Origin of the sequence: Flagellimonas marina, from assembly GCF_042651185.1 — a bacterium.
GTDB classification, from domain to species: Bacteria; Bacteroidota; Bacteroidia; order Flavobacteriales; family Flavobacteriaceae; genus Flagellimonas; species Flagellimonas marina.
The window spans coordinates 231,788-245,732 of sequence record NZ_JBHSCL010000009.1 but is presented as its reverse complement, the minus strand read 5'-3'; the positions used below and the strand labels follow the sequence as shown (position 1 = coordinate 245,732).

Here is a 13,945-nt window from a genome sequence, read left to right as displayed (position 1 = left end):
TATGCCCTCAACCGAGGGCATATTTTTTAATACTTAAATTGAATCTCTTCGGCATTTCGGTTCTTGGAAGAATGGTAAGACTTCCATTCAATATCATTCCCTAGCTCTTTTTTTTCAAAAGTTTTACCTTAGAAGGGCATTTTGGTCTTATGAAAGAAGCACTTTTAGAAACATTCAATACCTATTTTGAAAAGCCACTTATTGAGGAGATTATTGGGGTAGGGAAATGGGTGGAGATACCAGCCGGTGAAATCATTATGGATATTGGAAATTACATCAGAAGTATCCCCCTGTTGATTTCTGGTGCCATTAAGGTGCTGCGGGAAGATGATGAAGGAGATGAACTATTACTGTACTATTTAGAGCAGGGTGAAACCTGTTCGGTTACCATGGCCTGTTGTATGGGCCATACCAAAAGTCAAATCAGGGCCATCGCGGAGACCGATGCCGTGATGGTTATGGTACCTGTTCAAAAAATGGAGGAATGGATGGGAAAGTACAGAGGTTGGCGCAATTACGTGTTTGAAAGTTATCACAACCGGCTTAACGAACTATTGCATACGGTGGACAACATTGCATTCAAGAATCTGGACGAGCGTTTGGTAGAATATCTAAAAAGGAAAATAGAGGTCACCAACCACAAAAAGATTCGCAATACCCATCAAGAAATAGCATATGACCTGCACACCTCTCGGGTTGTGGTTTCGAGATTGTTGAAGAAATTGGAAAAGATGAAGAAAGTGGCGCTTCACAGAAGTTATATCCAAGTTTTGGATTTGTAGTTATGTGCCCTATATTACCTAAAGTCATTTTTTTGCTCCGTATTTTTGTCTAAAGTCCATATAATGCTCAAACGGTTCTTTCCTTTTTTATCGTGGATGACCACCTACAACCGCTCTCATTTTTATGGAGATATAATTGCGGGGGCAACGGTTGGAATCATGTTGGTGCCCCAAGGAATGGCCTACGCCATGATAGCGGGTATGCCTCCCATTTATGGATTGTATTCTGCTCTGGTTCCCCAAGTGGTCTACGCCTTAACCGGAACCTCTAGACAACTGGCGGTTGGACCCGTGGCCATGGACTCCTTGTTGGTGGCAGCTGGGGTGGGAGCTTTAGAGCTTACTGGAATTGAAAGTTACATAGCTACAGTGCTCTTTTTGTCATTGCTCATTGGAAGCATTCAATTGGGTTTGGGTTTGTTAAAAATGGGTTTCTTCGTCAATTTTCTCTCTAAGCCAGTGATTAGTGGGTTTACCTCTGCCGCAGCTATTTTAATTGGACTTAGCCAGTTGAAACATATTTTAGGTATCGATGTTTTCCAATCCAGTAAAATCCATGTCCTTGTGGGCAATATTTTTGAAAGTTTGGGGCAGGTTAATTTTTATACGTTGATTTTGGGAATAATGGCCATAGTCTTCATTTTTGCCATGAACAGAATCAGCAAAAAAATACCCACGCCTTTATTTGTGGTTATCCTTGGTATTTTAGTCGTTTTACTTTTTGGGTTGCAATCAAAAGGGGTTTTCGTTGTTGGTGATATTCCCGGTGGATTTCCCTCATTTCAGGTTCCAGAGATACAGTTGGATATATTGGGCGAATTGTTTCCCATTGCCATTACTGTGGCATTATTTGGGTTTATGGAATCCATTTCCATTGCAAAGACTGTTGAAGAAAAACATCCGGAGTACGAACTGGATGCTAATCAAGAACTCAGGGCATTGGGAATGTCCAATATTATGGGCTCGTTTTTTCAGTCTCTTCCCGTTTCTGGAAGTTTTTCAAGAACCGCCATCAATGAACAATCCGGAGCTAAAACCGGAATGGCATTGATTTTCAGCGCCATAATTATTTTAGTGACATTGTTGTTTTTAACCCCACTGTTCCAAAATTTGCCCAATGCGGCCTTGGGAGCTATCATTATCGTATCGGTTTATGGGTTGATTGATATTGCATATCCCATGGCATTATGGAAAAGCAGAAAGGACGAATTCTTTTTATTGGTGGCCACCTTTTTGATTACCCTGTCTATTGGTTTAATAGAGGGAATCTTATTGGGCGTTTTGCTCTCGCTGATGTTGTTGGTGTACCGGATTTCGCGTCCGCATATGGCGGTATTGGGAAGAATAGAAGGAACGGATTATTTCAAAAATGTAACACGATTTCCGGAAGAGGTTCAGATAGATGCCGACAAACTTATTATACGTTTTGACGGCCAATTGTACTTTGGAAATAAGGACTATTTCAAAAAGCAACTTCATAAACAGGTTCGTAAAAAAGAACCAGCCTTAAAGTATGTCATTCTCAATGCTGAAGCTATCAATTATATTGATAGTAGTGCCACATTTATGCTGGAGCAGATGGTAAATGAATTAAAGCTGAAAGGCATAGAATTTCTCATTACAGGCGCCATAGGTCCCACAAGGGATGTTGTACATAGCAGCGGACTCATTGAAAGTATTGGAAGTCAAAACCTTTTTGTGCAGACACACGAGGCCGTGGACTATTGCAGCAATCACAAGTCAAAAAGTAAAATACAGGAGCGGATATCACTTCAATCCAAGACCAAGAGTTTGTAACTTTAGTAACAGTCCAAGAGGCATAGGATTCTTATTTTTGACAAAAATCAGGAAGATGAAAATAGAACAGATATATACCGGATGCTTGGCCCAAGGGGCTTATTATATAGAAAGTGAAGGCGAAGCCGCCATTATTGACCCGTTGCGCGAGGTGAAGCCCTACATCAAGAGGGCAGAACGCAATGGTGCTAGCATAAAATACATTTTTGAAACCCACTTTCATGCAGATTTTGTAAGCGGGCACGTGACATTGTCCAAAGAAACCGGGGCGCCCATTGTGTTTGGGCCTACCGCCCAACCCTCTTTTGATGCCATCATAGCTAAGGACGGTCAAGAGTTCACGTTGGGAAATATCACTATAAAAGTTTTGCACACGCCAGGGCACACTATGGAAAGCTCTACCTATCTCTTGAAGGATGAAAATGGAAAAGACCATGCTATTTTTAGTGGTGACACTTTGTTCTTGGGGGATGTGGGCAGGCCGGACTTGGCCCAAAAAGCTGCTCACATGACACAGGAAGAACTTGCAGGTACGCTATTTGATAGTCTTCGGAACAAAATAATGCCTTTGGCAGATGATGTAATCGTTTATCCAGCGCATGGGGCAGGTTCCGCTTGTGGAAAGAACATGATGAAAGAAACTGTAGATACCTTGGGCAATCAAAAGAAGATGAACTATGCTCTACGGGCAGATATGACCAAGGAAGAATTTATTAAAGAAGTCACCGATGGACTGCTGCCACCTCCCCAATATTTCCCACTTAATGTAAAAATGAACAAAGAGGGGTACGAAGATATCGATGAGATATTGGAACGTGGAACCCAAGCGCTAAGCCCAGAAGCATTTGAAGCGGCCGCCAATGAAACCGGAGCAGTGGTATTGGATGTCCGCCATCAAGATGATTTCGCCGAGGGCCATGTACCAAGATCTATTTTTATTGGATTGGACGGTAGTTTTGCCCCCTGGGTGGGTGCTTTGATTGCTGATGTAAAACAACCTATTTTGCTGGTGACCCCAAAAGGCAGGGAAGAGGAAACGGTAACCCGCCTTTCCAGAGTTGGTTTTGACGGAACTGTGGGTTACTTGAAAGGTGGAATTGAAGCGTGGAAAGAAGCCGGAAAGGAAGTCGATACCGTAAAAAGTATCCCGGCCACAGAATTGAAGCAAGCCATGGAACAAAAAGCGCCCGTTTTTGATGTCCGAAAAGAAACCGAATACAATACCGAACATGCGGAGAATGCCATTTTAACCCCGTTGGACTTTCTCAACGATCATTTGGCCTCATTTCCAGATGATGAAACCTTTTACATTCACTGTGCAGGTGGATATAGGAGTATGATCGCTGCTTCCATTTTAAAAAGTAGGGGTATCCATAATTTGGTAGATGTCGCAGGCGGATTTGCAGCCATGAAGACCTCGGGCATTCCAGTTACAGATTTTGTATGCCCTTCAACACTGAAATAACCTAAAATGGGAAAAATAGCACAGTTGGCCCTCCTGAGTTTTGCAATCTTGTGGGCCTTTTCATGCCATAGCCAGCAAAAGCCGTTTATCAAAAAAATAAATAAGGCCACGGTCCAATTGGAAGTGATCGGAAAACAGGTACAATTGGTGGATGTTCGAACCCCCATGGAATACAAGCAAGGACATATTGATGATGCCGTCAATTTCAATGTAAACGATGAAGGTTTTGTAAAGCAAATTGAAACCCTGGATAAAACCAAGCCGGTTTATCTCTACTGCAAAATGGGCGGGCGAAGCAATCGTGCCGCCGAACTTTTAAAAAGCAAGGGATTCACGCAAATTTACGATTATACCGGGGGCTATTCGGATTGGAGTTCCAAAGATTGAACCAAAACCCCAATCTTGGTTTATACCGTTTTATTCCTTTTGAAGCCGTGCACCAATTGCCCCCAGAATCCTTTGGGGAGCTTTTCATCCCCAGGAAAACCCAATTCAATTTTGCCGCTACTTTCAGGGATATAATTGGTGCGGAAGATATAATCCCATAGGCTCAAGCTTATCCCAAAATTCATTCCGTAGCGATGTCCCTCCGGAAGATTGTACGCATGATGGTACAAGTGCATCACCGGATTGTTCAAAATGTATTTTAAGGGCCCCCATGTCAGTTTTAGGTTGGCATGGTTAAAATGGCCAATGGCGATGGCCGCAAAATGGACAATATAAGCCTGTTCCGGTTCAAATCCACCTAAAATCATAACCCCCAAGGTCTTTAAGGGTTTATAAAGGATATTTTCCATCCAATGGTATCTTAAATGTGCCGCAAATCCCATTTCTTTTACACTGTGATGCACTTTATGGAACTCCCAAAAGGCAGGAACACGATGTAGTAGCACGTGGGTGAACCACTGCACAAAATCAAGAATAATGAAGAAAACCAAAAGCTGAAGCCATTGCGGCCAGAGGGTAAAGTCGACTATGGATAAACTTTTTGAAGTAATGCCCAAATCTGCGAATAGTACTTCCAGTACTTTGTATACCCCGCTGATGATGATGGCAAAAATGAAGAAGTTGAAAAACATGTAGAAAGCATCCAACCAAAAATCCTTCCGAAAAATGGATTGCTCCTTTCGCCACGGGAAGAGAATTTCAAGCCCCCATACCAAGAGCGAAATGGCTATCAGACCCCAAAAGTAATTGGTGTACCATGGTACATCAAGAACAATGGATTTCCAGGTCCACTGCACCATACCCAAAAAACCGTCAATAAAAGCATCTACATAATCCATCAGGGCTATTTTAGCTCATACCAATCAATATTCTCCAAGTTTTGCCGCCTACCTTTATCGGTGGGAGCATAATTTTTGGTCAAATAGGTTAAAATTAATTCTTCATTGGCTCCCAAATCCCAGAGGTTTTGGGTTTCCTGCATCCAGCTTATGGTGGCTTTCCATCCTTCGCGACTCATCCGGTTTTGGGTCACCAATTTGGCGGAGTGGCAACTGGTGCAATTCTGGATGGTGGCTTCCATTCCTTTATCATCCACAAATCCGGTGGCCACATGGATTCCGTTTTCAACTTTGTCGAAATCTTCGTTGGATTCTTCCAATGGAATATCCTCAATTTTGGGTTTTGGCTTGTGATTCGCCCAATAGTATAACCCTCCAAACACTACCAAAATCAATATTATAAAGGAAAGAAGTACTTTGGAAAAGGCATCGACCTGTTTTTGAAACTTGTCCTTCATGCTACACTATTTTCACGGCTATTCTGTGGCAGGCATTGTTGAGATATCCTTTTGGATTCCAGCCGGGCAATACCATGGGTTGACTTTTTCCGTTGGAGTCGGTGGCTCTGGCCCAAACTTCATAATAACCTTTTTTGGGAAAGGAAACTGTCGCTTTAAAATGTTGCCAAGCCAATCTGTTTGCTGGTTTTTCAAGGGAGCAGTTGTGCCAAGTGCTTCCAAAATCAATGGAATATTCCATTTTTGAAACTTCAAGCTCACCGGCCCATGCATGTCCATTGATGTTCAATTTTTGACCGTCTTTGATCAATGCTCCACTTTTGGGGTAGGTAATCAAGGATTTCACTGGCATCGACTCAATGATGCACATATTTGACTCTGTAACTTCGCTGCCCGGAGCAACTGTTTCGCAAGGCACGCGGTACGAAGTACCACCCATTTTTTCACCATCGTGTACTTTGTCCCGTACACTAATTGTATTGATCCATTTTCCTGATGCGGAGGCCGGCCATCCCCCACAGACCAGTCGCAATGGGTGGCCATGAGCTAAAGGAATGTCCTTACCGTTCATGGCAAAGGCAAGTAAAGTTTCATCTTGCAGGGCTTTATTCATGGGAACCCCTCTAGAAATGGGCTCTTTGTAGGGGTCACCACTCAAATGGGTGTCGGCGGCATGGTATCCAATATAAACCGCATCTGGTTTAATTCCAGCATCCTCAAGAACATCTCGTAGTCGAACCCCGGTCCATTCAGCACAAGAAACCGCGCCCACGGTCCATTGGTTGCCTTTGGCAGGCGGGTTGAATTCACTTCGACCGTTCCCGCCACATTCCAGCGTCAATTGATAGGTATGATGTTGGAATTTGCTTTTGAGTTGGGCCAAGGAATAGCTTTTTTTGGTTTTGACGGACTCTCCATCCAAGGTCAACGTCCATTGTGAGGCATCAATACCTTCAGGAATACGTCCATTATTCCTAATGAACATATACTTATTGGGGGTGATATTGTCGTTCAGCAAATGGGCCTGGGCCTCCATGTTCCAAGGCTTATTGTTGAGTACAACCATTTCCTTGTCCTTGTTGAACAGTTGAAAAGGGTCTGGGTCTTGAAGGCCCAACGGGAGATACCCATTTGGCATTAGACCACCATAAATAATTTCCACACCCAAGATGCTGGACATGGCGGCCAAAGATAATTTGCTCGAAAAACTTCTTCTGTCCATATAAAAACTTAAAAGTACGGTAAAATTAAGCAAGCCTTTGTAACCTAAGTTGCCTTGAAACTAAATCAAATACTATTATTTTGCTAAAAAAAGTATGGATGTACTTTTAGAGCCATGGCCTTGGTATATTTCGGGGCCCCTGATTGCCTTGATTATGTCTTTTTTGATACTAATGGGCAAAAAATTTGGAATGTCCTCCAACTTGGAGACATTTTGCTCCATTGGGGGAGCGGGGAAATTCACAGACTATTTCAAAGTTGATGTAAAATCCAAACGATGGAACCTCTTGGTTGTCCTTGGTTCCGTAATTGGGGGATTTATGGGTGCCAAGTGGTTGTCGCCCAATCCAGCCGTGGGTATTTCGCATAAAACAGTAGCCAAGCTCAAAGACCTTGGTTTTGAAAGTGCAGGGACAACGTATTTGCCAACCGAACTTTTCAGTTTGGAGTCGCTTAGTAGCCCAAAAGTCTGGATCATACTTTTGGTAGCCGGTTTTTTGGTGGGTTTTGGAACGCGTTATGCTGGCGGTTGCACTTCGGGACACGCCATTTCTGGTTTGAGTAATTTACAACGTGCTTCCTTAATAGCAGTCATTGGATTCTTTATTGGAGGATTGATTATGGTTCATTGGTTGTTTCCTTTAATTTTTACATCATGAAGAATTTTATCTACATCATATTAGGTACTTTTTTGGGTATTGTATTGTACAAATCCGAGGCAGCTTCGTGGTTCAGAATTTATGAAATGTTCCAGTTTGATTCTTTTCATATGTACGGTATCATTGGTTCTGCGTTGGTTCTGGGAGTTGTATTGGTTTTCTGGATCAAGAAATCGAAGATCAAATCGTTTTTTGGTGAATCCATCCATATTGAGAACAAGGAAAAATCGTTTGCCCGATATATTCTGGGAGGAACTTTGTTTGGTTTGGGATGGGCCTTGGCGGGCGCCTGCCCGGGGCCTATTTATGTTTTGGCAGGAGCAGGTCATTGGCCTATTGTTATTGTACTGTTTGGTGCAATTTTTGGCGCTTTGGTATATGGCATTTTGAGGGAAAAATTGCCACACTAAGGTTGACTCAACGGGATATTTGGGCAAAACAACGATTATGAATGGTTTGTTGGGCCTTAGGCTCTTTCTTTGTCAGTCCCAAACTTACAAATTGTCCCTACATGAAGCTTACTACGTTTATCATAGACGATGACTTGGTGTCGCAATTTGCGACTCGGTACTGCATACAACAATCCCATGGCAATTTTGATATTGTAACCTGTTCCAGTGGCGAAGAGGGGATACAGGCCTGTGTAAGTTCTGTGGAGGATCATGGCCGATTGCCTGATATTATCTTTTTAGACCTTGTGATGGATGGCATGAATGGTTGGGATTTTTTGGAAAATCTGAAGAATTTGTTTGAGGAGCATGAGCTTCCCAGTGTTTATGTGCTTTCTGCTTTTACCAATGCCTCAGATAGGACAATAGCCAAAAAGAACGGAATGATTTCGGGCTATGTGGACAAACCCTTGTCAAGATCTTACTTGGAGAAAATACTCAAAGAAGAAGAGAAGAAGCGTATTCTTGGATAAAGATTTCATCCAATTAAGCTTTGTTGGGAATCATTTTAAATTGCTTCATAAGGTTCTTTTAAAGTTTTTAAAAAAACCTATTTTTGCAGTCCATTTTTTAAGGATGGCCCCGTAGTTCAATGGATAGAATAGAAGTTTCCTAAACTTTAGATGCAAGTTCGATTCTTGCCGGGGCTACTTTTTGACTTCTGAATGATTCAAAAAATCATTAAATAAATGAATATCAGTCATTTAATATTTTTTGATTTTAATTGAATTCCTTTGATTTTGGCTTTTAGAGTTCACAAATCGTCAACATTTTTCAGGTTGCTGTTTTAAGATAAGTGATTAAAATTCAGTAATTTAGTTGATATACTCGATTTGATTTGACTTTCGTCTTCGTCAACATTTAACTAAAAGAAGACAATTATGAGGTCAAATTCTACATTTTCCATCCTGTTTTGGCTTTATTCCAGTAGGTCTAAAAATGGCAAAGCTCCCATTTATGCTAGGATTTCTGTAAATGGAAAAAAGCTCAATATCAGTTTAAAGCGAAGGATTCCAATCAATGAATGGGATTCAAATAAACAGCGTGTAAAAAATTCTTCCATACATGCTAAATCAACCAACCAATATCTTGATGAGTTCTATTCCGGTTTGTTTCAGTCATTCCAACAATTACGAATAGAGGGCAAGCACATCACTCCTCAGCGAGTAAAGGCCAGGTTTATGGATGAGGAAGTGGACACTCAACATTTTACCATGAGGGACTTAGTATCCTACCATAATTCCAATATGTTTCCTAAGCTGCACGGAAATACCTCAAGACTATACCTGACAAGTCAGAAATATATCTTTTTGTTCTTGAAAAAGAAATTAAAACTGGAAGACATCAGACTTGATGAATTGAACTATAAGTTCATCCTTGACTTTGAAAATTTTCTTCGCAGGCATAAACCCAATCACTACCAACAACAAATTGGTAACAACGCTGTGATGAAGCATATTCAAAGATTAAGGAAAATGGTTTCTCTGGCTTATCGACTGGAGTGGATAGATAAAGACCCGTTTCGACAGTTTAAGCAGAGATTGACCCCTACGAATAGGGAGTATTTAGGTTCCGAGGAACTTCAAGCGATTGAAGAACTGGAACTTCAAAGTAAGCGATTAAAAACTGTCAGAGATCTTTTTGTCTTCAGTTGCTACACAGGTGTATGTTATACTGATTTAATGCTTCTAACCGAGGATAATGTTGTTATGGGGCTGGACAAGAAATATTGGATAATCACTAAGAGGCAGAAAACCCATAATCCCGTTAAAATCCCTCTATTAAAAAAAGCTCTGGACCTGATCGGACAATATAAGGAAGATTCTAGGTCAGTCATAAACAATACTTTGTTTCCGAGAATTTCAAATCAAAAGATGAATGCTTATTTGAAAGAGATTGCAAGTGAAGCAAAAATTAAAAAGAACCTAACATTTCATATGGCAAGGCACACTTTTGCCACAACAGTTACCTTGACCAATGGTGTACCTATTGAAACCATCTCAAAAATGTTGGGTCATAGAAAACTTACCACTACGCAGATTTATGCAAAGGTTTTGGAAAGAAAAGTTGGCGAGGACATGGAGATTCTGAGAAACAAATTGGAAATATCAATGGAATCAACTTTAAGCAAGAAAACGAACAGAGCATAGCGGAGTGCTGTAAGTCCCAATTCTTACCTCCAACTTTTGCACTTGGTTCCTATTGGGTTTTTGAAGTGTTCGGGAAGATAAGCGTAAAGCAAAAACCTGATAGGGTGCAACCTACAATGTGCTTTGATAAAAGTTTTCTTCTTAGCGTCGCCTTGGCGACACTAAATAGAAAAGCAAGAGGATAGCGCGCTAAAGCGGCACTATTTATTCATTTTCCTTCGGAAAAGCCCTGTTTAAAAGGGATTTTGGAAAGTGTTGATTATAGGAACTATAGTGATAATTGTTGCAAAAATGCTGGGATTTCCTGTAAACATTGAACAGAATTGTAACAATTAAGCCATTAAAATATAGAATATGGATGATTTTAGAGCAGTACGGATAAAGAAAAAAACATTATCAAGATTTAAGGTTTTTTCAAAAAAAGTGGGCAAGAGTTATTCCCATACTTTGGATATAGTGATGGATTTTTTTGAGTGGCATGGGTTTTTACCATCTGAAAGGCTTGAAAAGAGCATTGGCCATGAAATTATCAAGAACAGGAAAAGGACGGATGCTGTCATTGCCATTATCAGGGACATTGAAAAGAACCAGACTCTACCCACAATAGGTATGATGCAGGCATTGTTCAATCAAGAATTGGACGATGATGGGGAAGAGGATGATTTCCTTGAAGATATGATTGAAAAGAACCCCCCAAAGCCTTACCCAGTATATGAAGGAGAGGTAATGGTCCCTAGGATCAAGTATGAACACTTGGAGGAAAAGGCAGCCGCACTTCAAACAGATTTAAAGGATGTCCTCGATAAGGTGAAAGTTGTCAAGGGCATTTTTGGGAAGAGCTATCTGAAGCTTGAAATAACGGAAGGGAGGTTGGAAAGATATAAACTTGAAGCCAACAGAACTTTGGATTCTCTTTGTTGATGCGAAGTATGTGTCCGATCAATAGAAAAAGATGCCTCACTCAGTAGTATTAGTTTGGTAAGTTTTGGGACGCTTGCAGCGCGAAACAATGTTTCGCTCGCTTTTATATCGATTTCTAATTTATGACAAGGTTTTTAGGGTACCGTTTTATTGAACTTTTAAAGTAAAACGAGTTCGCTGATTCTTATGAGTTTACTTTTTCGGTACACTTAATTGGTTTACCATCTAGACCTTAAAATGCTCCAATAAAGCAGTTCTATTTCTCAGAGCAGATTAACTTTATTTTCCTCCTTTCAACGAAAAGCAATATTTTGATTATTGGAAATTTCCTACATTTATTGGCAAACTAACATACCTTATTCAACCAACCTCCACAAAATAAAATCTCTCATCATGCGCATTACAAATTTTAAAGTGACTCATTTGTCCTTATTATTCATTTTCGATTTTTAATTTTCTATTGTTCGAATATTGAAGATTATGAATTACAAATGAACCAAATCCGCCAAACTTTGAAACAAGAAATAATGGTCGAATCAAATAATGATTTGATACAATTACGTGGTAACACATTTGCGTTTCGAAACAATGAACAGTACTGTTCACTACAACCCTCTCTATAAACGCTCTGTATGAGATTTATTTATTCATTATCAAAGGTTTTGTTATTATTTCTGACATTGTTATCCTGTGATAAAGGTGAGACAGTCGATGAGGAAATAGAGGTAAGTTCAATAGAAGTAAACACAGAATCATCCAAACTTCAAAAAGATGAAACCATTCAACTATCCATTAAGGTAATACCGGCCAATGCAACAAATAAGGAAATTGTTTGGAGCAGCAGTGACGAAACAATTGCCGAAGTTAATACGACGGGCTTGGTTACGGGATTACGTATGGGCGATGTACAAATTACCGCGAAATCAACTTCAAACCCCTCGATAATCCAGACAGTTTCCTTGGAGGTGTTGGGAGAAAGTACCAACCAAATTATCTCAATAGCTATAGATGGAAAAGAGGCAACGCTTATTTCTGACAATACTTTCGGTGTTCAGGTTCCAAATGGAACGGATCTTACAACACTAAACCCCACAATAGTTCATAATGGACAAACTATATCACCATCTATCGATGCTGAAAATGATTATAGTCAACCGGTATCTTATACTGTAACTTCAGAAACAGGTGTCTCACAGGATTGGATTTTAAAGGTCATTGCGGTTGAAGATAAACCTATGTCACTTGGGTTCATAACGAAATGGACAACAACGAATCCCGGTATATCCGATGATCATACCATTGAAATACCAACTTATCCTGTTGAGTTATTTGATTATGGATATGATTATACTGTGGATTGGGGCGACGGTACTGTAGAAGAAAATGTATCAGAGAATGCCCAACATCCTTATGAAATTCCAGGGACCTATTATGTAACCATTACTGGGGCCTTTCCAAGAATTTTTTTCAATGAGCCGCATTATTATGGAACTGAAACAGACAGCAAAAAAATGGTTTTGATAAATCAATGGGGAAATATACAATGGAAGGATTTTTCCGGTGCATTTAAGGGTTGCATGGAATTGGATGTTGTTGCAACAGACTTGCCGGATTTTTCGAATGCGGGGAAAGCAGATGAAATGTTCCGCTATTGCAAAAAATTGGTAGGTAATTCAAGTTTTGAAGATTGGGACGTATCCACTATTAGCTCGGCTTCTTTCATGTTTGCAGAGTGTGATGTTTTTAATCAGAACATAGGTGGTTGGGATGTTTCCAACATGAAAAGGATGATTGGTTTTTTTGAAAACGCTTTTGAGTTCAATCAGGACATTGGTGATTGGGATCTGAGTAATGCAGAACTTATTTCCAGCATGTTCAATGGAGCCAGGGCGTTTAATCAAGACATAGGCAATTGGAGTTTTCCCCTAATCACTGATCTTTCTATTATGTTTCAAGGAGCGGATTCCTTTAATCAAGATATCAGTAATTGGGATGTTTCAAATGTTGAAGATTTTAGTTCTATGTTCAATCTGGCCATAGCATTCAATCAGCCCATTGGAAAATGGGATATGTCCAGAGCCAAAGATGCTGGTGCAATGTTCCAAGCTGCTTCTTCATTTACGGAAGATATCACTATGTGGAATGTCTCGAATTTAGAGAACATGGGGGCAATGTTTGCCAATAACCCAACATTCAATCAAGACATCAGTGGCTGGGATGTTAGTAATGTAACGGAGATGGGCGGTGTGTTTTTCAACAATAACGTTTTCGATCAGGACATAAGTAATTGGGATACCTCCAATGTTACCAGAATGTATGGAATGTTTGAAAATGCCACTTCATTCGATTGGAGTTTGGGTAATTGGAATGTAAGTAAGGTCCAAGATATGGAAGCGATGTTTAAAGGTTCTGGATTATCGAAAGAAAGTTATGATGCAACATTGATTGCATGGAACAATCTACCTTCTTTACAAATTGGAGTTGAGTTTGATGGTGGAAATAGTCAATACTGTTCAAGTGAAGCCGCACGTCAAAACTTGATTGATTCCTATGGTTGGAATATCACTGATGGTGGCAAAGATTGCAATTAGTAGAAATAGTTAAGCGAGCATATTTTTTGGCAAGACTTCAAATAAATGGAAGATCCTAATGCAGAATTTATTGGAGCCCTATATAAAATGGATTGGGCGGTGGGCTGAGATTTGGGTTCGGTTACACAATAGGACTTTTACATTATCAATAGAAACCAATAATCAA

The 13,945-nt window shown here is 40.3% G+C and carries 13 protein-coding genes and 1 tRNA gene; 11 read left to right on the top strand and 3 right to left on the bottom strand.

Translation table 11 applies throughout. The annotated features are described in order from the left end of the window. Nucleotides 1-149 precede the first annotated feature (149 nt). From ACFOWS_RS14950 to ACFOWS_RS14935, 4 genes are all read left to right on the top strand, one after another. Complete coding sequence (locus ACFOWS_RS14950; RefSeq protein WP_379766181.1) at nt 150-782, top strand: Crp/Fnr family transcriptional regulator; 633 nt, start codon at nt 150-152, stop codon at nt 780-782. Nucleotides 783-845: 63 nt separating this feature from the next. After that, nucleotides 846-2,579 carry a SulP family inorganic anion transporter gene (locus tag ACFOWS_RS14945; protein ID WP_379766178.1) on the top strand — a complete coding sequence of 578 codons (1,734 nt, stop codon included), beginning with the start codon at nt 846-848 and terminating at the stop codon, nt 2,577-2,579. A 55-nt stretch (nt 2,580-2,634) separates the two neighbouring features. Next, nucleotides 2,635-4,044 carry an MBL fold metallo-hydrolase gene (locus ACFOWS_RS14940; RefSeq protein ID WP_379766175.1) on the top strand — a complete coding sequence of 470 codons (1,410 nt, stop codon included), beginning with the start codon at nt 2,635-2,637 and terminating at the stop codon, nt 4,042-4,044. A gap of 6 nt (nt 4,045-4,050) precedes the next feature. After that, nucleotides 4,051-4,431, top strand: coding sequence for a rhodanese-like domain-containing protein (locus ACFOWS_RS14935; protein WP_379766172.1), 381 nt, complete (start codon nt 4,051-4,053; stop codon nt 4,429-4,431). Nucleotides 4,432-4,451: 20 nt separating this feature from the next. On the opposite strand, the gene ACFOWS_RS14930 is transcribed toward ACFOWS_RS14935, so the two are convergent. From ACFOWS_RS14930 to ACFOWS_RS14920, 3 genes are read right to left on the bottom strand one after another with little or no spacing between them, the layout of a single operon-like run. Then, nucleotides 4,452-5,333, bottom strand: a complete 882-nt coding sequence (locus ACFOWS_RS14930; protein ID WP_379767036.1) for a sterol desaturase family protein — start codon at nt 5,331-5,333, stop codon at nt 4,452-4,454. A 2-nt stretch (nt 5,334-5,335) separates the two neighbouring features. Continuing rightward, entirely contained in the window at nt 5,336-5,788 is a 453-nt protein-coding gene (locus tag ACFOWS_RS14925) for a monoheme cytochrome C (protein WP_379766169.1), read from the bottom strand. A 1-nt stretch (nt 5,789) separates the two neighbouring features. After that, nucleotides 5,790-7,010: a sulfite oxidase gene (locus tag ACFOWS_RS14920; RefSeq protein ID WP_379766166.1), complete on the bottom strand. Its 1,221-nt coding sequence runs from the start codon at nt 7,008-7,010 to the stop codon at nt 5,790-5,792. A 94-nt stretch (nt 7,011-7,104) separates the two neighbouring features. Between ACFOWS_RS14920 and ACFOWS_RS14915 the strand changes: the two genes are divergently transcribed. The 7 genes from ACFOWS_RS14915 to ACFOWS_RS14885 all read left to right on the top strand — a co-directional run bounded on the left by ACFOWS_RS14915 (nt 7,105) and on the right by ACFOWS_RS14885 (nt 13,779). Beyond that, a complete protein-coding gene (locus ACFOWS_RS14915; RefSeq protein WP_379766163.1) occupies nt 7,105-7,668 on the top strand; it encodes a YeeE/YedE family protein in 564 nt (187 codons plus the stop codon). Then, on the top strand, nt 7,665-8,078 hold the full coding sequence (locus ACFOWS_RS14910) for a DUF6691 family protein (protein ID WP_379766160.1): 414 nt from the start codon (nt 7,665-7,667) through the stop codon (nt 8,076-8,078). Before ACFOWS_RS14915 ends, ACFOWS_RS14910 begins: the two co-directional genes overlap by 4 nt. 101 nt (nt 8,079-8,179) lie before the next feature. Next, nucleotides 8,180-8,590 (top strand): response regulator, encoded by a 411-nt coding sequence (locus tag ACFOWS_RS14905; RefSeq protein WP_379766157.1) that lies wholly within the window; start codon nt 8,180-8,182, stop codon nt 8,588-8,590. A gap of 105 nt (nt 8,591-8,695) precedes the next feature. After that, nucleotides 8,696-8,767, top strand: a tRNA-Arg gene (locus tag ACFOWS_RS14900). 231 nt (nt 8,768-8,998) lie between these two features. After that, nucleotides 8,999-10,267 (top strand): site-specific integrase, encoded by a 1,269-nt coding sequence (locus ACFOWS_RS14895; protein WP_379766154.1) that lies wholly within the window; start codon nt 8,999-9,001, stop codon nt 10,265-10,267. A 354-nt stretch (nt 10,268-10,621) separates the two neighbouring features. After that, a complete protein-coding gene (locus tag ACFOWS_RS14890) occupies nt 10,622-11,188 on the top strand; it encodes a BfmA/BtgA family mobilization protein (protein WP_379766151.1) in 567 nt (188 codons plus the stop codon). Nucleotides 11,189-11,820: 632 nt separating this feature from the next. Further along, complete coding sequence (locus tag ACFOWS_RS14885; protein ID WP_379766148.1) at nt 11,821-13,779, top strand: BspA family leucine-rich repeat surface protein; 1,959 nt, start codon at nt 11,821-11,823, stop codon at nt 13,777-13,779. The last annotated feature ends 166 nt before the right edge of the window (nt 13,780-13,945 follow it).

Bases quoted from the DNA above. Each gene is read 5' to 3' on its own strand.
- ACFOWS_RS14950 (WP_379766181.1), top strand. From the start codon at position 150: ATGAAAGAAGCACTTTTAGAAACATTCAATACCTATTTTGAAAAGCCA.
- ACFOWS_RS14945 (WP_379766178.1), top strand. From the start codon at position 846: ATGCTCAAACGGTTCTTTCCTTTTTTATCGTGGATGACCACCTACAAC.
- ACFOWS_RS14940 (WP_379766175.1), top strand. From the start codon at position 2,635: ATGAAAATAGAACAGATATATACCGGATGCTTGGCCCAAGGGGCTTAT.
- ACFOWS_RS14935 (WP_379766172.1), top strand. From the start codon at position 4,051: ATGGGAAAAATAGCACAGTTGGCCCTCCTGAGTTTTGCAATCTTGTGG.
- ACFOWS_RS14925 (WP_379766169.1), bottom strand. From the start codon at position 5,788: ATGAAGGACAAGTTTCAAAAACAGGTCGATGCCTTTTCCAAAGTACTT.
- ACFOWS_RS14920 (WP_379766166.1), bottom strand. From the start codon at position 7,010: ATGGACAGAAGAAGTTTTTCGAGCAAATTATCTTTGGCCGCCATGTCC.
- ACFOWS_RS14915 (WP_379766163.1), top strand. From the start codon at position 7,105: ATGGATGTACTTTTAGAGCCATGGCCTTGGTATATTTCGGGGCCCCTG.
- ACFOWS_RS14910 (WP_379766160.1), top strand. From the start codon at position 7,665: ATGAAGAATTTTATCTACATCATATTAGGTACTTTTTTGGGTATTGTA.
- ACFOWS_RS14905 (WP_379766157.1), top strand. From the start codon at position 8,180: ATGAAGCTTACTACGTTTATCATAGACGATGACTTGGTGTCGCAATTT.
- ACFOWS_RS14895 (WP_379766154.1), top strand. From the start codon at position 8,999: ATGAGGTCAAATTCTACATTTTCCATCCTGTTTTGGCTTTATTCCAGT.
- ACFOWS_RS14890 (WP_379766151.1), top strand. From the start codon at position 10,622: ATGGATGATTTTAGAGCAGTACGGATAAAGAAAAAAACATTATCAAGA.
- ACFOWS_RS14885 (WP_379766148.1), top strand. From the start codon at position 11,821: ATGAGATTTATTTATTCATTATCAAAGGTTTTGTTATTATTTCTGACA.